The organism is Arthrobacter sp. Marseille-P9274 (assembly GCF_946892675.1).
GTDB lineage: Bacteria > Actinomycetota > Actinomycetes > Actinomycetales > Micrococcaceae > Crystallibacter.
On sequence record NZ_CAMPOV010000001.1, the window covers coordinates 1,101,067 to 1,122,227 of the forward strand.

General features: G+C 66.8%; 16 protein-coding genes and 2 rRNA genes. 13 read left to right on the forward strand and 5 right to left on the reverse strand.

Annotation, left to right across the window (positions count from 1 at the left end; all coding sequences use genetic code 11):
• Positions 1–399: 399 nt before the first annotated feature.
• Both OC550_RS04995 and rrf read left to right on the forward strand, forming a co-directional pair.
• Positions 400–3,524, forward strand: a 23S ribosomal RNA gene (locus tag OC550_RS04995).
• Between the two features lie 162 nt (positions 3,525–3,686).
• Positions 3,687–3,803 (forward strand): 5S ribosomal RNA (gene rrf, locus OC550_RS05000).
• A gap of 438 nt (positions 3,804–4,241) precedes the next feature.
• Here rrf and OC550_RS05005 read toward each other — a convergent pair.
• Positions 4,242–4,964, reverse strand: a complete 723-nt coding sequence (locus OC550_RS05005; protein WP_262104186.1) for a hypothetical protein — start codon at positions 4,962–4,964, stop codon at positions 4,242–4,244.
• Positions 4,965–5,117: 153 nt separating this feature from the next.
• Between OC550_RS05005 and OC550_RS05010 the strand changes: the two genes are divergently transcribed.
• From OC550_RS05010 to OC550_RS05055, 10 genes are all read left to right on the forward strand, one after another.
• Positions 5,118–6,071: a hypothetical protein gene (locus tag OC550_RS05010; RefSeq protein WP_262104187.1), complete on the forward strand. Its 954-nt coding sequence runs from the start codon at positions 5,118–5,120 to the stop codon at positions 6,069–6,071.
• Entirely contained in the window at positions 6,064–7,056 is a 993-nt protein-coding gene (locus OC550_RS05015; protein WP_262104188.1) for an HAD-IIA family hydrolase, read from the forward strand. Before OC550_RS05010 ends, OC550_RS05015 begins: the two co-directional genes overlap by 8 nt.
• Before the next feature lie 50 nt (positions 7,057–7,106).
• On the forward strand, positions 7,107–7,328 hold the full coding sequence (locus OC550_RS05020; protein ID WP_262104189.1) for a hypothetical protein: 222 nt from the start codon (positions 7,107–7,109) through the stop codon (positions 7,326–7,328).
• 6 nt (positions 7,329–7,334) lie between these two features.
• Complete coding sequence (locus tag OC550_RS05025) at positions 7,335–8,186, forward strand: TlyA family RNA methyltransferase (RefSeq protein WP_262104190.1); 852 nt, start codon at positions 7,335–7,337, stop codon at positions 8,184–8,186.
• Positions 8,183–9,178 (forward strand): NAD kinase, encoded by a 996-nt coding sequence (locus tag OC550_RS05030; protein WP_262104191.1) that lies wholly within the window; start codon positions 8,183–8,185, stop codon positions 9,176–9,178. Before OC550_RS05025 ends, OC550_RS05030 begins: the two co-directional genes overlap by 4 nt.
• Positions 9,175–10,902 carry a DNA repair protein RecN gene (recN, locus tag OC550_RS05035; protein WP_262104192.1) on the forward strand — a complete coding sequence of 576 codons (1,728 nt, stop codon included), beginning with the start codon at positions 9,175–9,177 and terminating at the stop codon, positions 10,900–10,902. Before OC550_RS05030 ends, recN begins: the two co-directional genes overlap by 4 nt.
• Positions 10,899–12,596 (forward strand): CTP synthase, encoded by a 1,698-nt coding sequence (locus tag OC550_RS05040; protein WP_306556910.1) that lies wholly within the window; start codon positions 10,899–10,901, stop codon positions 12,594–12,596. The genes recN and OC550_RS05040 overlap by 4 nt, the downstream gene beginning before the upstream one ends.
• 1 nt (position 12,597) lies before the next feature.
• Positions 12,598–13,275: an NUDIX hydrolase gene (locus OC550_RS05045; RefSeq protein WP_262104194.1), complete on the forward strand. Its 678-nt coding sequence runs from the start codon at positions 12,598–12,600 to the stop codon at positions 13,273–13,275.
• 4 nt (positions 13,276–13,279) lie between these two features.
• On the forward strand, positions 13,280–14,257 hold the full coding sequence (gene xerD / locus OC550_RS05050) for a site-specific tyrosine recombinase XerD (protein ID WP_262104195.1): 978 nt from the start codon (positions 13,280–13,282) through the stop codon (positions 14,255–14,257).
• A gap of 61 nt (positions 14,258–14,318) precedes the next feature.
• Complete coding sequence (locus OC550_RS05055; protein ID WP_262104196.1) at positions 14,319–14,795, forward strand: 8-oxo-dGTP diphosphatase; 477 nt, start codon at positions 14,319–14,321, stop codon at positions 14,793–14,795.
• Between the two features lie 19 nt (positions 14,796–14,814).
• On the opposite strand, the gene OC550_RS05060 is transcribed toward OC550_RS05055, so the two are convergent.
• Genes OC550_RS05060 through OC550_RS05075 form a run of 4 tightly spaced genes read right to left on the reverse strand, consistent with a single transcriptional unit; the run spans position 14,815 to position 19,057 of the window.
• Positions 14,815–15,957, reverse strand: a complete 1,143-nt coding sequence (locus tag OC550_RS05060) for a bifunctional 2-methylcitrate synthase/citrate synthase (RefSeq protein ID WP_262104197.1) — start codon at positions 15,955–15,957, stop codon at positions 14,815–14,817.
• On the reverse strand, positions 15,954–16,883 hold the full coding sequence (gene prpB / locus OC550_RS05065; RefSeq protein WP_262104198.1) for a methylisocitrate lyase: 930 nt from the start codon (positions 16,881–16,883) through the stop codon (positions 15,954–15,956). Before prpB ends, OC550_RS05060 begins: the two co-directional genes overlap by 4 nt.
• Complete coding sequence (locus tag OC550_RS05070) at positions 16,884–18,404, reverse strand: MmgE/PrpD family protein (protein ID WP_262104199.1); 1,521 nt, start codon at positions 18,402–18,404, stop codon at positions 16,884–16,886.
• Entirely contained in the window at positions 18,401–19,057 is a 657-nt protein-coding gene (locus OC550_RS05075; RefSeq protein WP_262104200.1) for a GntR family transcriptional regulator, read from the reverse strand. The genes OC550_RS05070 and OC550_RS05075 overlap by 4 nt, the downstream gene beginning before the upstream one ends.
• Before the next feature lie 202 nt (positions 19,058–19,259).
• Between OC550_RS05075 and OC550_RS05080 the strand changes: the two genes are divergently transcribed.
• A complete protein-coding gene (locus OC550_RS05080; RefSeq protein WP_262104201.1) occupies positions 19,260–21,155 on the forward strand; it encodes a propionyl-CoA synthetase in 1,896 nt (631 codons plus the stop codon).
• The last annotated feature ends 6 nt before the right edge of the window (positions 21,156–21,161 follow it).

Genomic DNA, 21,161 nt, shown 5'->3' on the forward strand with positions numbered 1-21,161 from the left:
GGCGGGTGCTCGAGGGTGGAATATCAGCGGATAGGCGGCCCTGTTGTGGTCTGTTGGGTGTGAGTACGGTGCCTTCTTTTTTTCGTAAAGAGGGGGTGCGGGGAAAGCGCGCCGGCGGGCTGCGGGGGTTGTTGTTTGGCACACTGTTGGGTTTTGAGGCAACAGGGCCGGTTCCTTTTTTGGGGGGCCGGTGTCTGGTTGTTTCGGTTTTCCTGCATGTCCTGGTCCGGGTTTGTGTCGTGGTGTTTGTGCCGCGGGGCGGGTTCCGGGGGAGGGGTGTGACGGGGTTGTTGTTTGAGAACTACATAGTGGACGCGAGCATCTTATAAATGACGCAATTTTTGTGAACCTGGATCTTTGGGTCCGTGGTTCTCTCGAGAATGCTGATTTGATCTTTGTGGTCAAGTTTTTAAGAGCACACGGTGGATGCCTTGGCATCAGGAGCCGAAGAAGGACGTGGGAATCTGCGAAAAGCCTGGGGGAGTCGATAACCGGACCGTGATCCCAGGATGTCCGAATGGGGAAACCCCGCCCGGCGCGCGAGTGACCGGGTGACCCGCATCTGAACACATAGGGTGCGTGGAGGGAACGCGGGGAAGTGAAACATCTCAGTACCCGCAGGAAGAGAAAACAATAGTGATTCCGTTAGTAGTGGCGAGCGAACGCGGACGAGGCCAAACCGGTCCATGTGTGATAGCCGGCGGGCGTTGCATGGCCGGGGTTGCGGGACTTTCCGTTGCTGTTCTGCCGGACAGCTGAAGTGAGTGCGGGTGCATAGGTGAACGGTCTTGAAAGGCCGGCCGGAGAAGGTGTTAGCCCTGTAACCGTAATGTATGCCGCCGCTTGGAGAGGATCCCAAGTAGCACGGGGCCCGAGAAATCCCGTGCGAATCTGCCAGGACCACCTGGTAAGCCTGAATACTACCTGATGACCGATAGCGGACAAGTACCGTGAGGGAAAGGTGAAAAGTACCCCGGGAGGGGAGTGAAACAGTACCTGAAACCGTGTGCTTACAATCCGTCGGAGCAGTCTTGTTACTGTGACGGCGTGCCTTTTGAAGAATGAGCCTGCGAGTTAGTGTTACGTCGCGAGGTTAACCCGTGGGGGGAAGCCGTAGCGAAAGCGAGTCTGAACAGGGCGATGCAGTGGCGTGATCTAGACCCGAAGCGGAGTGATCTACCCATGGCCAGGTTGAAGCGACGGTAAGACGTCGTGGAGGACCGAACCCACTTCAGTTGAAAATGGAGGGGATGAGCTGTGGGTAGGGGTGAAAGGCCAATCAAACTCCGTGATAGCTGGTTCTCCCCGAAATGCATTTAGGTGCAGCGTTGCGTGTTTCTTGCCGGAGGTAGAGCTACTGGATGGCCGATGGGCCCTACAAGGTTACTGACGTCAGCCAAACTCCGAATGCCGGTAAGTCAGAGCGCAGCAGTGAGACTGTGGGGGATAAGCTTCATAGTCGAGAGGGAAACAGCCCAGACCACCAACTAAGGCCCCTAAGCGTGTGCTAAGTGGGAAAGGATGTGGAGTTGCCCAGACAACCAGGAGGTTGGCTTAGAAGCAGCCACCCTTGAAAGAGTGCGTAATAGCTCACTGGTCAAGTGATTCCGCGCCGACAATGTAGCGGGGCTCAAGTACACCGCCGAAGTTGTGGCATCCGCGTATTTTTCCAAGCCTTCGTGGTTCAGGAGCGTGGATGGGTAGGGGAGCGTCGTGTGGGCGGTGAAGCCGCGGTGTAAACCAGTGGTGGAGCCTACACGAGTGAGAATGCAGGCATGAGTAGCGAAAGACGGGTGGGAAACCCGTCCGCCGAATGATCAAGGGTTCCAGGGTCAAGCTAATCTGCCCTGGGTAAGTCGGGACCTAAGGCGAGGCCGACAGGCGTAGTCGATGGACAACGGGTTGATATTCCCGTACCGGCGAAAAACCGCCAATACCGAGCCGGTGATACTAACCGCCCAAACCGTGCATGTGTGCCCTTCGGGGCCGGTGTGTGCGGGGCGCGCGGGACCTGATCCGGGGAGGTAAGCGTATTAACAGGTGTGACGCAGGAAGGTAGCCAGGCCGGGCGATGGTTGTCCCGGTCCAAGGGTGTAGGGCGAACGGTAGGCAAATCCGCCGTTCATAAGCCTGAGACCTGACGGGACCCCCGTACGGGGGGATCTGGTGATCCTATGCTGCCGAGAAAAGCATCGACGCGAGGTTTTAGCCGCCCGTACCCCAAACCGACACAGGTGATCAGGTAGAGAATACCAAGGCGATCGAGAGAATTATGGTTAAGGAACTCGGCAAAATGCCCCCGTAACTTCGGGAGAAGGGGGGCCCCAACCTTGAACCGCCCGCGCGGCGGGGAGGGGATCGGGGCCGCAGAGACCAGGGGGAAGCGACTGTTTACTAAAAACACAGGTCCGTGCGAAGTCGCAAGACGAGGTATACGGACTGACTCCTGCCCGGTGCTGGAAGGTTAAGAGGACCGGTTAGCCCCTTTGGGGCGAAGCTGGGAATTTAAGCCCCAGTAAACGGCGGTGGTAACTATAACCATCCTAAGGTAGCGAAATTCCTTGTCGGGTAAGTTCCGACCTGCACGAATGGAGTAACGACTTCCCCGCTGTCTCAACCATAAACTCGGCGAAATTGCACTACGAGTAAAGATGCTCGTTACGCGCAGCAGGACGGAAAGACCCCGAGACCTTTACTATAGTTTGGTATTGGTGTTCGGTGTGGCTTGTGTAGGATAGGTGGGAGACTGTGAAACCCGGACGCCAGTTCGGGCGGAGTCATCGTTGAAATACCACTCTGGTCACTCTGGACATCTAACTTCGGCCCGTAATCCGGGTCAGGGACAGTGCCTGATGGGTAGTTTAACTGGGGCGGTTGCCTCCTAAAGAGTAACGGAGGCGCCCAAAGGTTCCCTCAGCCTGGTTGGCAATCAGGTGGCGAGTGTAAGTGCACAAGGGAGCTTGACTGTGAGAGAGACATCTCGAGCAGGGACGAAAGTCGGGACTAGTGATCCGGCGGCACATTGTGGAATGGCCGTCGCTCAACGGATAAAAGGTACCTCGGGGATAACAGGCTGATCTTGCCCAAGAGTCCATATCGACGGCATGGTTTGGCACCTCGATGTCGGCTCGTCGCATCCTGGGGCTGGAGTAGGTCCCAAGGGTTGGGCTGTTCGCCCATTAAAGCGGTACGCGAGCTGGGTTTAGAACGTCGTGAGACAGTTCGGTCCCTATCCGCTGCGCGCGCAGGAAATTTGAGAAGGTCTGTCCTTAGTACGAGAGGACCGGGACGGACGAACCTCTGGTGTGTCAGTTGTACTGCCAAGTGCACCGCTGATTAGCTACGTTCGGATTGGATAACCGCTGAAAGCATCTAAGCGGGAAGCCGGCTTCAAGATGAGATTTCCATCCCCGCAAGGGGGAGAGGCCCCCAGCCAGACCACTGGGTTGATAGGCCGGATGTGGAAGCAGGGACTAACGACCTGTGAAGCTGACCGGTACTAATAGGCCGATAACTTACACCACACTAAACAATGAGTGCTACGCGTCCGCTATGTGGTTCCCAGACAACAACCGTCGTCCAGGGAAAACACCATAATTGAATAACGTCCAGTCACCACGCAGGTACTGGCCGTAACCCGAACACTTCACACCCCCGGCAACCACCAGGGGGGCGTGAGAAAGAGTTACGGCGGTCATAGCGCGGGGGAAACGCCCGGTCCCATTCCGAACCCGGAAGCTAAGACCCGCAGCGCCGATGGTACTGCACCCGGGAGGGTGTGGGAGAGTAGGTCACCGCCGGACACAACCACCACGATGAGGGGCACCGCCAACGACGGCGGCGCCCCTCACCGCTTTAACCACCCCACCCCACACCAGCCACATGCGGCCTTGGCACCGGTACGGCGTCGTACTCGACTAGAATGGCCGTGGCGCACTGCGCCTTTTCTGATCTTTTCGATCACCCCCCAACCACAAGATAAACAGCGTACGGCGGCCGCCGGGTAGCAGAGATCTCCGGCCCGCATTGAGAGGAGCTCCGGCATGGCTGATTTCCGTGCTCACGATGGACGGAACGATAAGGGCGATGCCGGCCGGGGCGGGTTCAGCGGCCGTGGAGGTTCGGCTGGCCGTTCGGGTCAGGGTTCCGGCCCCGGCAAGCGCGGAGGCGGCAGCCGCAGCGGCCAGGGTGGTCCGTACCGCGGCACCAGCAACTCCGGCGGGGAGCCTCGGGGCTTCCGTTCACGCGGCGACGGCGAAGGTCGCAAGGAAGGCGGCTTCAACCAGCGGGGCCCTCGCCGCGAGTACGGCGAACGCCCGCGCTACAACGACGGCGCCGAGGGCGGGCGTCGTGAGGGCGGCTATGAGCGTCGGTCGGAGGGGCAGGGCTCCGGAGACCGGCGTCGTGGCGGCGAGGGATTCAAGCCGCGCTTCCAGGACTCCGATCGCGGTCCGCGTCGCGAAGGCGGCTACGGGCGCCGCGATGAAGGCGGTTCCGATCGCCGTCGCGAGGGTGGCTACGGTCGCCGTGACGAGCGGTCCGGCGGCGAACGTCGCGAGGGCGGTTACGGTCGCCGTGACGAGCGGTCCGGCGGCGAACGCCGTGAGGGCGGCTATGGGCGCCGTGACGAGCGGTCCGGCGGCGAACGCCGTGAGGGCGGCTATGAGCGTCGGTCGGAGGGGCAGGGCTCCGGAGACCGGCGCCGTGGCGGCGAGGGATTCAAGCCGCGCCTCCAGGACTCCGATCGCGGTCCGCGTCGCGAAGGCGGCTACGGGCGCCGCGATGAAGGCGGTTCCGATCGCCGTCGCGAGGGTGGCTACGGTCGCCGTGACGAGCGATCCGGCGGCGAACGTCGCGAGGGCGGCTATGAGCGTCGGTCGGAGGGGCAGGGCTCCGGAGACCGGCGCCGTGGCGGCGAAGGATTCCGCGCACGGGATGAACGTCCCCGTGGCGATGATTCGCACAAGGGTGGCTTCGAGCCCAGGCCCCGCTGGGACAGTGAGGGGGTGCCGGGCCGTGAAGAGCGCGGCGCTGCACGTCGGGAAGAGCCAACCCGGCACGACCTCCGCAGCTCAAACAGGCCGGATCGACCGAGGTCTCCGGATATCGACGACGACGTGACGGGTCAGGAGCTGGACCGGTCGGTCCGGGCGCAGCTGCGGACCCTGGAGTCCAAGAGTGCCGAGTGGGTCGCCAAGCATCTGGTGATGGCTGCTCGACTCATGGACGAGGAGCCAGAGCTGGCATTCCAGCACGCCTTGGCGGCCAGCCGTCGCGGCGGCCGGATGGCGCCGGTGCGGGAGGCCGTGGGCCTGACGGCTTATGCCGCCGGACATTACGGGGAGGCCCTGCGGGAGTTTCGGACGTTCCGCCGGATCAGCGGTTCCAACATGCATCTGCCGGTCATGGCCGACTGCGAACGCGGCCTCGGTAGGCCGGAGCGTGCATTGGAGATGGCGCGGTCGGAGGATGCGGCCGAGCTCGATGCAGCCGGCAAGGTTGAGCTGGCGATGGTCGTATCCGGGGCCCGTAGCGACTTGGGCCAGGCCGAGGCAGCGGTTTCGGCACTGGAGATTCCGCAGCTGGACCGCAACCGGGCGTTTTCGTTCAGCCCGCGGTTGTTCCGCGCGTACGCCGACGCCTTGGAGGCCGCCGGCCGCGGAGCGGAGGCCGAGGACTGGCGCCGGCAGGCCCGCGTGGCCGAGAGCGCGCTGGGCGTCGGCGAGTTCGAGGAACCCGAGATCTTCGACGTGGGCGGGGACGATGAACCTGTGAAGCCTTCTCGGCCGTTCCGCGATGACGCACCGGAGCCGTCGGCCAGCGGCGAGGAGGCGCCGGCAGTCGAAGATTCCGCGGTTGAGGAATTGCCGGAGGACTTCGCGGCGGGCGAGGGCGACATTGAGCCGGTTTATGAGGTTGGGCCGGTTGATGAGGTCGGGCCGGAGGATTTCGCTGCCGGCGAGGGCGAGGTTGAGCCAGTGGATGACCTGGAGCCGGCCGACGACGAGGCAGAGGCAGAGGCAGAGGCAGAGGCAGAGCCAAGCGAGAGTGCCAAACGCTCCGATGACTGAGCCGATCCTGATCGCCGGTTACGACGCGCTTCTCTGCGATCTCGACGGTGTCGTCTATGCCGGCGCCGGAGCCATCGATGGGGCGACCCAAGCCCTGGAGGGGCTGGCGGCCGTCGGGGTTGCCTTGGGTTACATCACCAACAACGCCTCCCGCTCGGCCGAGCAGGTGGCGGCGCACCTGCGGGAGCTGGGGGCACCGGCTGAGGCCGAGCAGGTGTTCGGCTCGGCGCGGGCCGGAGCGGAGCTGCTGGCCCACCATGTGGAGCCCGGAGCCAAAGTCCTGGTCGCGGGCAGCGAGACCCTGGCCCGCGAGGTGCAGGACAGGGGTTTCGTGACCGTCGGCTCGGCGAAGGACAAACCGGCGGCGGTGATCCAGGGTTTCGATCCCATGATCGGCTGGACCGACCTGGCCGAGGCGTCCTACGCCATCGCGGCCGGCGCCTTCTGGGTGGCCACGAATACCGACCTGACGATTCCGCGGGCGGAGGGCATCGCCCCTGGCAACGGCTCGCTGGTGGCAGCCGTGAGCGCCGCGACCGGCGCGCAGCCGCTGGTCGCGGGCAAGCCCGAAGCTGCCCTGTTCCGCACGGCGGCGGCTCAGCTCGGAGCCGAACGGCCGCTCGTGGTGGGTGACCGGCTCGACACGGATATCCTGGGCGGCAACAACGCCGGGATGGATACCGCCGTCGTGCTCACGGGCGTCGATACGGTCGAAAGTGTGCTGGCGGCCCGTACTGCGGAGCGTCCGCGCTATCTGCTGTCAGGCCTCGGCGAGCTGTACCGGCCGTATGCTGAGCCGCTGCGCGCTGGCACGGTGTTCCGCTGTGGAGGCGCCTCAGCGGAAGTCCGTGACGGCACGCTGCACCTGGCCGGGGAACCGGGGCTGGGTGCGTGGCGGGCGGCATGCGCGGCCTGGTGGGCCGCCGTTCCGGACACGGACGGGCCTGCTGTTCCTCCGATCGAACATGGCTCGCGGCTAGACTGAACGAAGCAGACCGCCACTCATCAACTCACCTGAGGAGTTCCCGCACAACCATGGACCAGCATCAAACCGGCCCGGAGACAGGCGGGAACGCCGCCCGGGATCCGGCAGTGGTCCACTGGCCGCAGGCGGTGGGTGCGACGGCCGACGACGACGTCGATGCAATCATCTCTGTGCTGCCGCAGCTGCCCGACGTCCCCGTCGCTGGACAGGCGGCGGTGTTCGAGCGCATCCACGACGAACTCCTGGCCGATCTGGAAGCCGGAGCCGATTGATTCCGTATGTCCCGACTTGACCAGGAACTTGTGGCGCGGGGGCTGGCGCGGTCGCGCACCCACGCCGCCAAACTTATCGCTGAGGGGCGGGTCAGCCGTCGCGGTGCCGTCCTGACCAAGTCGTCCACAACGGTGGTGCCAGCCGACGAGCTTTCCGTGGATGCCGGGTCCGGCCCGGACTACGTGAGCCGCGCAGGACACAAACTGGCGGGGGCGCTGCAGGCCTTCCCCGCGGTTTCTCCGTCCGGCCTGCGCTGCCTGGACGCAGGGGCCTCCACCGGCGGCTTTACGGACGTGCTGCTGCGTGCGGGTGCCCGCGAGGTCGCAGCGGTGGACGTCGGCCACGGCCAGATGGTCCAGCGGCTGCGCGACGATGACCGCGTCCATGTTTTCGAGGGACTCAACGTGCGCTACCTGGATCCCGCCGAGATCGGCGGCCCGGCGGCGCTGACCGTGGCGGACCTCTCCTTCATCTCGTTGACCCTGGTGATGCAGCCGCTGAGCAGAGCCACCGTTGCCGGCGGCGACATGCTCCTGATGGTCAAGCCGCAATTCGAGGTGGGACGCGAAGCCCTGGCGAGCACCGGCGTCGTTGGTTCCGAAAACGAACGCCGCCGCGCCGTGGGGCTGGTGCTGCGGTCCGCCCTGGCCGAGGGGCTCGACATCGAGGGCATAGCCCGAAGTCCGCTGCCCGGCCAGGACGGCAACGTGGAGTTCTTCCTGTGGATCAAGGTTCCCCTGTCAGTACGGGAGCCTAGGATCGGAGATGAGCTTGAGGCCGCCGTCGGAAGGGCGCTGGCCCTCTATCCGGCCGCCGGGCACGAACCACCGCACCAACAATCGGGAGAGACAGCATGAGCAGGAAGATACTGGTCCTGGCCCATACCGGCCGCAAGGACGCCATGGCTGCCTCCCAGGAGACCTGTGCGCAGCTGCACTCCTCCGGGCTGGTGCCGGTGCTGCGGCGCGCCGAGGCCGAGCACTGCCGCCAGGTCTACGGCGAACTGGCCGCGCCGGTGGAAATCCTCGGCGAGGATGTGGGCCTGGACGAGATCGATCTGGGCATGGTGCTGGGCGGGGACGGAACGATCCTGCGCTCGGCCGAACTGGTCCGCGAGTCCGACGTCCCGCTGCTGGGCGTCAACCTGGGCCATGTGGGGTTCCTGGCCGAGAGCGAGCGTGCCGACCTGGCGCAGACCGTCCATTGGGTGGTGGAGCGCGAGTACACGGTCGAAGAGCGGATGACCATTGACGTGCAGGTCTGGCTGGACAAGCGGAAGATCGGCCACACATGGGCGCTGAACGAGGCGACGGTGGAGAAGGCCGACCGGCAGCGGATGATTGAGGTTGTCGTCGAAGTGGATGCCCGGCCCATCAGCACCTTCGGCTGCGACGGCGTGGTGATGGCGACGCCGACGGGCTCCACGGCCTACGGCTTTTCGGCCGGCGGGCCCGTGGTCTGGCCGGAAGTCGCCGCGCTGCTCATGGTCCCGATCAGCGCCCACGCCCTGTTCGCCAAGCCGCTGGTGGTGGCGCCGGATTCGATCATGGCGGTGGAGGTCCTGAACCGCACGGATGCCAACGGGGTGCTCTGGTGCGACGGCCGCCGGAGCCTCGAACTGCCGCCCGGATCGCGCGTCGAAGTGACCCGCTCGGACAAGCCGGTCCGCCTGGCGAGGACCAGCCGGACCCCGTTCTCCGAGCGGCTGGTCCGCAAATTCGAGTTGCCGACGCAGGGCTGGCGCGGACCGGTCCGGGCCGACGAAGAGCAGCCGGCCACCGCATCGCTGCCGACCGTCAGGACGGTCGAGCCGCACCACATCGTGCCGGAAGGGGAGGCCAAACCGTGATCGAAGAGATCCGCATCAGCAACCTGGGCGTCATCACCGACGCCACGCTGCCGCTGGGCAAGGGGCTGTCGGTGGTTACCGGCGAGACCGGCGCCGGCAAGACGATGGTCGTGACCGCACTGGGCATGCTCCTGGGCGCCCGGGCGGATGCCGGAGCGGTCCGCACCGGCGCCCGGTCCGCGGTCGCGGAGGCCGTGCTCCGCTTGGCCCCGGACAGTCCCGCGCTGGCCCGGGCGGCGGAGGCCGGTGCGTCCATCGAGGAGTACGACGGCGACGCGGAACTAATGCTTGTCCGGACCGTAAACGCGGACGGCCGCAGCAGGGCCCACGTCGGCGGCCGGACTGCCCCGGTCGGCACGCTCGCAGAGATCGGCGGGCAGCTCGTGGCGGTCCACGGGCAGTCGGACCAGCTGCGGCTCAGGAGCCAAAGCGCCCAGCGCGAGGCCCTGGACAAGTTCGCCGGGTCCAAACTCGCCAAACCCCTGGCGGCCTACCGGACGGCGTACGGACGCTGGCGCGAGGCCTCGGGGGAGCTGCAGACGCTGCGCAGCGAAGCGCGGGAGCGGCTCCGCGAGGCCGAGGGGCTGCAGCTGGCGCTGGAGGAGATCGACCGGGTGGACCCGCAGCCCGGCGAGGACGAGCAGCTCAAGGCCGAGGCCACCAAGCTCGCCAACGTCGAGCAGCTGCGCGCGGCGGCCCTGCTGGCCCACCAGGCGCTGGTCGCCGAGGAATTCACCGAAACCGGGGACGCGACGTCGCTGGTGGACACGGCCAAGCGGACGCTCGAGCAGGTGCAGGAGGAGGACCCGGAGCTCGGCAAGGCCGCGGGACGGCTGGCCGAGGTCGGCTACATCATCGCGGACGTGGCCACGGAGCTGGCCAGCTACGGCGCCTCGCTGGACAGCGAGGGCCCGGAACGGCTGGCGGAGCTGGAGGCCCGCCGCGGCGACCTTGCCGTCCTCGTGCGCAAATACGCGCCGTCCATCGACGAGGTGCTTGAATGGGCCGCGGTATCCCGTGCACGGCTGGACGAACTGACCGATGATTCGAGCCGGATCGAGGCGCTCGAGTCGGAGCTGGCCACGCTGGATGCGGAGCTGGCGTCGCTGTCGGGGATCATCACGGCGGTGCGTGCCAAGGCCGCCGCCGACCTCGCCAAGAAGGTCGGGCAGGAACTCACCGCGCTGGCGATGCCGGACGCCAAGCTGCAGATCGATGTCGAGCCGGCCGGCGAGCTCGGGCCGCACGGCGCGGACAACATCGCCTTCCTCCTCAAACCGCATCCCGGCGCGCCCGCCCGGCCCCTGGGCAAGGGCGCCTCCGGCGGCGAACTCTCGCGCGTCATGCTGGCCATCGAGGTGGTGCTGGCCGCCGTGGACCCGGTGCCGACCTTCGTGTTCGACGAGGTGGACTCCGGCGTCGGCGGCAAGGCGGCCGTCGAGATCGGCAGGAGGCTGGCCATGCTGGCCCGCTACGTGCAGGTGATCGTCGTGACGCACCTGCCTCAGGTGGCGGCGTTCGCCGACCACCACATCCGGGTCTACAAGTCCTCGACCAAGGCCACGGCCAAGGATGACGGCGTGACCGCCAGCGACGTGCGTCTGCTCACCGATGAGGAGCGGGTCACCGAGCTGGCCCGCATGCTGGCAGGCCAGGAAGAGTCCGAGCTGGCCCGGGCGCATGCGCAGGAACTGATCGACGCGGCCAAGCCGCGGGAAAGGTGATAGGCTCGAATTCCGTGGTGCAGCGAACGAATTCCCGGTTTTCCAAGTCGTCCAAGACGACCAAGCATATTTTCGTCACCGGTGGTGTGGCGTCTTCTCTCGGGAAGGGTCTGACGGCGTCGAGCCTCGGTCACCTGCTCCGGGCGCGTGGCCTTTCAGTGACCATGCAAAAGCTCGATCCCTATCTGAACGTGGATCCGGGCACGATGAATCCGTTCCAGCACGGCGAGGTCTTTGTGACCGACGACGGCGCGGAGACGGACCTGGATATCGGACACTACGAGCGGTTCCTGGACGAGAACCTCGACGGCATGGCCAACGTCACGACCGGCCAGGTGTACTCCACCGTGATCGCCAAGGAGCGCCGCGGCGAATATCTCGGCGATACGGTCCAGGTCATTCCCCACATCACGGACGAGATCAAGCGCCGGATGCGCCTCCCCGCTGAGGCGAAGAAGACCCCGGACGTGATCATCACGGAGATCGGCGGCACGGTCGGGGATATCGAGTCCCAGCCCTTCCTCGAAGCGGCCAGGCAGGTCCGCCAGGACGTGGGACGCAACAACGTCTTCTTCCTGCATGTCTCCCTGGTGCCCTACATCGGCCCGTCGCAGGAGCTGAAGACCAAGCCGACGCAGCACTCCGTGGCCGCCCTGCGGTCCATCGGCATCCAGCCCGACGCGATTGTCATCCGCTCGGACCGGGAGATCCCCGCCGCCATGCGCGACAAGATCGGCCGGATGTGCGACGTGGACCCGGACGCCGTGATCAGCTGCCCGGACGCCCCGAGCATCTACGACATCCCGAAGACCCTGCACGCCCAGATGCTGGACGCGTACATCGTGCAGCACCTGGACCTGAAGTTCAAGGACGTCAACTGGTCGAAGTGGGACCGGCTGCTCGAAGCCGTCCACAACCCCAAGCACGAGATCGAGATCGCCCTGGTCGGCAAGTACATCGACCTTCCGGACGCCTATCTCTCCGTGACCGAGGCGCTGCGGGCCGGCGGTTTCGCCAACCAGACCCGGGTGCGGATCCGCTGGGTCCCGTCGGATGACTGCGCCACCGAGGAGGGCGCCGCCCGCTCGCTGGCAGGCGTGGACGCCATCTGCGTGCCCGGCGGCTTTGGCATCCGCGGCCTCGAGGGCAAGCTTGGCGCCCTGAAGTTCGCGCGCGAGAAGAAGCTGCCGACCCTGGGCCTCTGCCTGGGCCTGCAGTCCATGGTCATGGAATACGCCCGCAACGTCGTCGGGCTGGAAGGCGCGTCGTCCACCGAGTTCGACCCGGACACCAAGTACCCCGTCATCGCGACGATGGAAGAGCAGCTCGACATCGTCGAGGGCAAGGGCGACCTGGGCGGCACCATGCGTCTGGGACTCTACGACGCCGCGCTCAAGAGCGGCTCCGTCGTGGCCGAGACCTACGGCGCCACCAAGGTCGCCGAGAGGCACCGGCACCGCTACGAGGTCAACAACAAGTACCGTGCGGAGCTCGAGGCGGCCGGCCTGGTCTTCTCCGGCACCTCGCCGGACGGCAAGCTCGTGGAGTTCGTCGAGCTGCCGCGCAAGGTCCACCCGTACTACGTGTCCACCCAGGCGCACCCGGAACTGAGTTCCCGGCCGACGCGGCCGCACCCGCTCTTCGCGGGCCTGGTCGCCGCCGCCCTGAGCAACGGCAAAAAGGCCGGCGCCTAGCATGGCCTCGGGCCAGGGGTTCGCCGACGAGCATGACCCGCGCCGGGTGATCAAGTCGGAGACGCTCTATGAGGGGCGGATCTGGAACGTCGTCAGCGACGCGTTCACCCTGTCCGGGGACGACGGCGACGTGCTGGTCCGCGACTACATCTCCCATCCGGGGGCGGTCGCCATCGTGGCCCTGGACGACCAGGACCGCGTCCTGCTCCTCAAGCAGTACCGCCAGCCGGCCAGGATGTCCCTGTGGGAGGTCCCGGCCGGCCTGCTGGACGTCGAAGGCGAAGACTTCGTCGCGGCGGCGGCAAGGGAACTGGCGGAAGAAGCCGACCTGACGGCAGGCCGCTGGGACGTGCTGGTGGACTTCTTCAACTCGCCGGGCTCCTCCAGCGAAGCGATCCGGATCTACCTGGCGCGCGACCTGGCCGACGTCCCCGAGGACGAGCGGCATACACGCACGGAAGAAGAAGCGGAGATCGAGCACCTCTGGGTCGACCTGGAGGAGGCCGTCGCGGCGATCCTGTCGGGGCGGGTGCATAACCCCTCGGCGGTGGCCGGCATCCTGGCCGCAGCCCAGGCCGCACGCTCCGGGTTCACCGGGCTGCGTCCGGCGGATGCGCCTTGGCCCGAGCATCCGAGCCAGCGGAGTGAGTTGCCCGTCCGCGCGGACGCCGACCGCTGAGGTAATGGCTGCCATCGCGCCGGCCGCTGCCGCCGACGAATTCAGCGCCACCGCTGCCGGCCGCGCCGTAGCCGGTTACCTGCAGCACATGGCGGTTGAACGCGGCCTCGCAGCCAACACCCTGGCGGCGTACCGGCGCGACCTGCGGCGGTATCTGCAGTTTCTGGCGCAGCGGCAGATCGAGGCGCCTGAGCAGGTCACCCGGCATGATGTGACCGCCTTCGCCCAGGCCCTGTCCGACGGTTCGGACGGGGCCTCGGCGCTGAGCGTGCGGTCCGCGGCCCGGACTATTGTCGCGGTGCGGGGCCTGCACAGGTTCTGGGTGCTGGAAGGCATCACGGCGGGAGATCCCGCCGCGGACGTGCATCCTCCGATGCCCGGCAAGCGGCTCCCAAAGGCGATCACGGTGGATGAAGTGACCCGGATCCTCGAGTCCGTCAACACCGAGTCCGCCACCGGCCAGCGGGACCGGGCGCTGCTGGAGTTCCTCTACTCCACCGGGGCCCGGATCAGCGAGGCGGTCGGACTGGACGTGGACGATGTCGCCGCGATCGACGCGGAGGAGGGCACCGCCGTCGTCCGCCTGTTCGGAAAGGGCTCCAAGGAGCGCGTGGTGCCGCTGGGGTCCTACGGCGCGAAGGCGATTGACGACTACCTGGTCCGCGCCCGCCCGCTGCTCGCCTCGAAGGGGCGCGGCACGCCCGCCCTGTTCCTGAATGCGCGCGGCGGACGGCTGAGCCGCCAGAGCGCCTGGACGATCCTGAAGACTGCCGCCGAAAAGGCCGGGATCGACCGCGATGTCTCTCCGCACACGTTGCGGCATTCCTTCGCCACGCACCTGCTGGAGGGCGGCGCCGATGTCCGCGTGGTCCAGGAACTGCTGGGCCATGCCTCGGTCACGACGACGCAGGTCTACACGCTCGTGACGGCGGATACGCTGCGCGAGGTCTACGCGGCGGCGCACCCGCGGGCCCTCGGCTAGCAGCCCCGCGCTGATCGGAGCTGGACCGCGGCAGCGGGGGAGCGCGGCTAGACTCGGTGCCATGAAGCCGCTCAACGTCGTCCTGTGTTTCCTGCTGCGCGAACGGGACGGGGTGCGCTCGGTCCTGCTCGGGCACAAGAAAACGGGCTTCGGCACCGGCAAGGTCGTTGGTGTGGGCGGCAAGCTGGAGCCCGGTGAAGGGCCGCTCGAGGCCGCCTGCCGCGAGGTCCTGGAAGAGACCGGAGTGGTGGTCCGGCCGGAGGCGCTGGTCCCCGCGGGCAGGATCTTCTTCGATTTCCCCTACCGGCCCGAGCTGAACATGGACACCCTGCTGTACGTCACGCGCAGCTGGGAGGGGGAGCCGGCGGAGTCGGACGAGATCGCACCCGAGTGGTACGACGTCGGGCGGCTGCCGCTGGAACTGATGTGGCACGATGCCGGCACCTGGCTGCCGATGGCCCTGGACGGGCACGGCCCGAACCTGCGCATCATCCTCAACGAGGACAACGCGACGGTCCGGGCCGCGGTTCCGCTCTGACGGTTTAGGAGGGGCCGGGCTACAGGGCCCGCTGCTCCGGACCGTTGTATTCGCTCAGCGGACGGATCAGGGAGTTGGCCTCCAGCTGCTCCATGATGTGCGCGGTCCAGCCGGTGATCCGGGCGCAGACGAAGAGCGGCGTGAACGTCGGGGTGTCGAAGCCCATCAGGTGGTAGGCCGGGCCGGCTGGGTAGTCCAGGTTGGGCTTGATGTTCTTCTTCTCCGCCATGGCGGATTCCAGCGCGGCGTACAGCTCCGCCAGGTCCGGACGGTCGTAGTGCGCCACCATTTTGTCGAGCGCGGCCTTCATGGTCGGGACGCGGGAGTCGCCCTTCTTGTAGACCCGGTGGCCGAAGCCCATGATCTTCTTCTTGCTGGCCAGCGCGTCATCCAGCCATGTCTTGGCCCGCGCGGTGATGTCCGGACCCTCGGAGCCGATCTCCTCGAAGGTGTGCATGACCGCCTCGTTGGCGCCGCCGTGCAGCGGGCCCTTGAGCGCGCCGATGGCCCCGGTGACGGCCGAATGCAGGTCAGCCAGCGTCGAGGTGATCACCCGGGCGGTGAACGTGGAGGCGTTGAAGGAATGCTCCGCGTACAGGATCATCGAGACGTTGAAGGCGTCGACGACGTCGGGGGCAGCCTCCTCGCCGAAGGTCATGTAGAGGAAGTTCGCCGAGTAGCCCAGGTCCTCCCGCGGCTCCACGATGTCCTGCCCGCGGCGGCGGCGCTGGTCGTAGGCCACCACGGCCGGGAAGGCGGCGAAGAGGTCTTTGGCCTTGGCCAGGTTGGCTTCGGGCGAGGAGTCCTCCGCCTGCGGGTGCCGGGCTCCGATGACGCTGGCCGCGGTGCGGCAGACGTCCATCGGATGCGCGCTCAGCGGCAGGGTGTCGATGACGGACTTCACGACCGGATCCAGGGCACGGCCGGCCCGCTCATGGGCGGTGAATTCCGCCAGCTCCTCCGCGGTGGGCAGCTCGGAGTGCCAGAGCAGGTAGGCCACTTCTTCGAAGCTGCACCGGGCCGCCAGGTCCTGGACCGGGTAGCCGCGGTAGAGCAGGGAATTGGTTTCCGGATTCACCTTGGAGATGCGCGTGGTATCAACGACGACGCCGGCGAGACCCTTGTGGATCTCCGGGACTTCGGTTGCTGCTTGGGTAGTCATAGCGACTCCTTCGTCTGCGGTTGGTGCTGTCCGGGTACGTGGAAGTTGAAGACAGACGTGTCGAAGTGGTTATAAGCCTCATAATCCACCAATTCGTACAATCGTGCACGTGTGAGCATGTTGCCGACCTCCTTTTCCTGGCTGCCGCTGGCCTTGATGGTGTCCAGCGTGCGCTCGGCCGCGCCCATGGCGATGCGCAGCAGCGTCACGGGATAGATGACCAGGTTCACGCCGACGGAGGCCAGCTCGTCGACCCCGAACAGGTCGCTCTTGCCGAATTCGGTCATGTTGGCCAGGATCGGGACGTCGACGGCGTCGCGGATGGCCCGGAACTCCTCGAGGGTGCGCATGGCCTCCGGGAAGATCGCGTCGGCTCCGGCGTCCACCAGGGCACGGGCCCGGTCCTGCGCCGCTTCCAGGCCGTCGACCGCGCGGATGTCGGTTCGGGCCATGATGAGGAAGTTGGGGTCACGGCGGGCGTCGGCGGCGGCACGGATGCGCTTGGAAGCTGTGTCCAGATCGACCACGTTCTTGCCATCGAGGTGGCCGCAGCGCTTGGGGTTGAACTGGTCCTCGATGTGGCACCCGGCCAGGCCGGCGTTTTCCAGTTCCTGGATGGTCCGCGCCACGTTCATGGGCTCGCCGAAGCCGGTGTCCGCGTCGACGAGGGCGGGCAGGTCCGTCATCCGCGCGATTTGCCCGGCGCGGGTGGCCACTTCGGTCAAGGTGGTCAGGCCGATGTCCGGCAGGCCCAGGTCATTGGCCAGTACCGCGCCGGAAATATAGACGCCGCCGAACCCCTTCTCCTGGATCAGCCGGGCGGAGAGCGGATTGAACGCCCCCGGGAACTGCTGGATCGTCCCGGAGCCCAGCGCGGCACGCAGCGCCGCCCTTTTCTGCTCCGGAGTGGTCTGTGAATAGAGCATCTAGAACAGTCCCTTCGGCCCGGCCGCCAGGTCGATGACGCCCGGCGCGGCGGTGATGTTGAGCTGGTCCAGTTCACCGGCGGCCAGCTCGGGCAGGCGCTCGACGGCGGCCAGGAAGCGGTCGATTTCGGCGTCCTCGACGAGGCCGGCGGCCAGCGTCCGCAGCTTGTTGACGTACTGCTCGCGGGCAAACGGGCGGGCGCCGAGCGGATGGGCGTCGGCGACGGCGATTTCGTCCCGGATGACGGTGCCGTCGGCGAGCGTGATTTCCACGGAACCGCCGAAGGCCTTCTCGGCGATGTCCAGCGAGTGGTAGCGGCGGGTCCATTCCGGATCCTCTTCGGTGGTCACCTTATGCCACAGTTCGACCGTGTCCGCCCTGCCCGCACGTTCCGGCGCGTAGGACTCCACATGGTGCCACGCGCCGTCCTGCAGGGCGACGGTGAAAATGTAGGGGATGGAGTGGTCCAGCGTCTCGCGGGACGCGGTCGGATCGTACTTCTGCGGGTCGTTGGCCCCGGAGCCGATGACGTAGTGGGTGTGGTGCGATGTCTTGATCTTGACGGAGGCCACGTTCTTCGGATCCGTCGCCTCGGGGTGCTCGCGGTGCAGTTTGCGGGCCAGATCGATCCAGGCCTGCGCCTGGTACTCGGCGGAGTGCTCCTTGGTGTACGTGTCGAGGATGGCGCGCTTGGCCTCGCCGGCCTCCGGCAGCGGCACCTCATAGGAGGCCTCGGGCCCGTCCAGCAGCCAGGCGATGACACCGTCTTCGCCTTCGTAGATCGGCACGGGGGAGGTCTGTCCCCGCATGGCGCGGTCCACGGCTTCCACGGCCATCTTGCCGGCGAACGCGGGGGCATGGGCCTTCCACGTGGAAATCTCACCCTTGCGGGACTGCCGGGTCGCCGTCGTCGTATGCAATGCCTGCCCGACAGCCTGGAAGATCGTCTCCGCGTCCAGTCCGAGCAGGGTGCCGATGCCGGCCGCGGCGGACGGGCCGAGGTGGGCCACGTGGTCGATCTTGTGCTTGTGCAGGCAGATGGCCTTGACCAGGTCGACCTGGATCTCGTAGCCGGTGGCGATGCCGCGGATCAGGTCGCGTCCGCTTGCGCCGACGTGCTGGCCGACGGCGAGGATCGGCGGGATGTTGTCGCCCGGATGCGAGTACTCGGCCGCCAGGAAGGTGTCGTGGTAGTCCAGTTCGCGGACGGCGACGCCGTTGGCCCAGGCCGCCCACTCCGGCGAGGACTTTTCGATGATGCCGAAGACGCCGGCGCCCTTGCCGTTGACCGCGACCGGATGGCTCAGCGCCTGGGCGCGCGCGGCGACGATGGGGCCGCGGTTCAGCGAAGCGATGGCCACCGAGGCGTTGTCGATGATGCGGTTGATCACCATCTCGGTGACTTCGTCGGTGACCTCCACCGGGTCGACGGCGACCCTGGCGATCTTGTAGGCGAGCTGGTCCTCCCGCGGCAGGTTCTCTTCGCTGCGGTAGACGCGCACTTTGTGGTTGACGGTCATGAAGCTGTCCTCTCGGCTGTCTGCTGGGTGGATTTAAGATGTTCGAGGCTTTGGTGCAGGTGGACGGCCGTCGCGGCGGCGGCCAGCTGGCTGTCCCCGGCGGCGATCGCTCCGGCGATGTTGGCGTGTTCGGTGGCGGCCGCCAGCAGGCGCAGCGGGTTGTCTTTGGCCAGCCGGCGGATCCGGACCAGGTGGACCCGCAGGTTGCTCAGCGCCTGCAGCAGGTAGGGGTTGCGGATGGCCTCGTCGATCGCGGAGTCCAGGCGCGCGACGAGCTGGTAGTAGTCGTGCAGGGCCGGGTCGTCCCGCCGCAGCAGTTCGGCCGCCGAGAAGAACTCCTGCTGCAGCTTCCCGAAGGCGTCCCGGTCTCCCCGGCGGGCGGCAAGCGCGGCCGCCTGGCATTCGAGCGCAGACCGCAGTTCGAATATTTCCGTGATGTTCTCGAGCGAAATATCCGCGACCACGACTCCGCGACCGCTATGCGGCGCCGCCAGTCCCTCGGCGGTCAGCCGGCCCAGCGCTTCCCGCAGCGGAGTGCGCGATACGCCGAGGCGTTCGGCCTGTTCCACTTCGGCCAGGACCGTGCCGGGCGGCAGCCGCCACTCGACGATGTCTTCGCGCAGCGCCCAGTAGGCGCGTTCGCTGGCACGCATCCGGGCCTCCTTCGCCGCAGGTTCAAATGTCCGGTGCCTCACGCTTCGATTGTATACACAGACGTCCACAGGTCAAGGCTTTCCCCGAGAATCCTGTTGACCTTAAACTCGTGGTGTATACAAAACCCTTGACCTGCCCCCGTCCTGCCCGGCTAGGATGATGTGCGTCACAGTCCTTCGTTCCGAGTATTGAGGGGAAGCCATGGGAGCCAGCTACCGCGCCACCTACCAGGCCAGTGTGGATGATCCGGAACAGTTCTGGCTGGGGGAAGCCGGCGCCATCGAATGGTCGAAATCCCCGCAGCAGGCGCTGGACGGCAGCCGGGCTCCGATCTACCGCTGGTTCCCGGACGGGGAACTCAACACTTGCGCCAACGCACTGGACCGGCACGTCGCCGCGGGCCGGGGAGCGCATACGGCTCTGGTCTACGACTCGGCCATGCTCGGCATCCAGCGCCGGTACACCTACGACGAACTGCTGTCCGAGGTGGCGGCCTTCGCCGGTGCGCTGCGGAGCCTCGGCGTCGGGCACGGCGACCGGGTGATCATCTACATGCCGATGATCCCCGAGGCGCCCATCGCAATGCTGGCCGCAGCCCGCCTGGGTGCGGTGCATTCGGTGGTCTTCGGCGGCTTCGCCCCGCGGGAGCTGGCGGCCCGGATCGACGACGCCAAGCCGGCGGCAGTGGTCACGGCCACCGGTGGCATCGAACCCTCGCGCCGCGTGGAGTACCTGCCCGCCGTGGACGAGGCCATCCGGATGGCCTCGCACCAGGTGCCCCACGTCGTCGTCAAGGCCCGCGAGGGCTTTTCCCACGGGGTGGATACCTTCGGTGGCGGCACCGCCCGCTGGCTCGACTGGGATGACCTCACGTCCTCGGCAGAGCCGGCCGCCGCCGTGCCGGTCGCGGCCACCGATCCGCTCTACATCCTCTACACCTCCGGCACCACCGGCGCCCCCAAGGGGGTCGTCCGGGACAACGGCTCGCACGCCGTGGCGCTGGCGTGGTCGATGAAGAACATCTACGACGTCGGCCCGGGCGACGTGATGTGGACGGCCTCGGATGTCGGCTGGGTGGTCGGCCACTCCTACATCGTCTACGGGCCGCTGCTCGCCGGTGCGACCACGGTGCTCTATGAAGGAAAACCGGTGGGTACCCCGGATGCCGGGGCATTCTGGCGGGTGGTCCAGGAGCACGGCGTCAATGTCCTCTTCACCGCCCCGACCGCTTTGCGGGCCATCCGCAAGGCCGATCCGCAGGCCCGACTGCTCGCGGACTACGACCGTTCCAGCCTTCGGACGCTGTTCGCTGCGGGGGAGCGGCTGGATCCGGAGACGTACGAATGGATCGCCGCCGCGTTGGGCGTGCCGGTCATCGACCACTGGTGGCAGACGGAGACCGGGTGGGCGATTGCCGCCAATCCGCTCGGCCTCGAGCAGCTGCCGGTCAAGGCGGGTTCACCCACGGTGCCGGTGCCGGGATACCAGGTCGCCATCGTCGACGGGATGGGAGAGCCGGTACCGGCCGGCACGGAGGGCAACATCGTGATCAAGCTGCCGCTGCCGCCGGGCACGCTCGCCACCCTGTGGGGAAACGACCAGCGCTTTGTGGATTCCTACCTGCGCACCTTCGACGGCTACTACGCCACGGGCGATTCGGGATACCTCGACGCCGACGGCTACCTCTTCGTCATGGGCCGTACCGACGACGTCATCAACGTTTCGGGGCACCGGCTGTCCACGGGGGCGATGGAACAGGTCGTGGCGCAGCATCCCGCGGTGGCCGAATGCGCCGTCGTCGGCGTTGCGGACGAGCTTAAGGGCCAGCGGCCCAGCGGCTACGTGGTCCTCAAGGCCGGCGCCGGGGTGGACCCGGCCCAGCTGCAAAGCGAGCTCGTGTCCCTGGTCCGCCAGCAGATCGGGCCGGTGGCGGACTTCAAGGAGGTCCGCGTCGTGGCCGCGCTGCCGAAGACCCGCTCGGGCAAAATCCTGCGCAAGACCATGCGCCAGATCGCCGACGGGGGAGACTACACGGTGCCCTCGACCATCGAGGATCCCTCGGTGATCGACGATCTGGTGCGCACGATCCGGTCCTGACCGCCG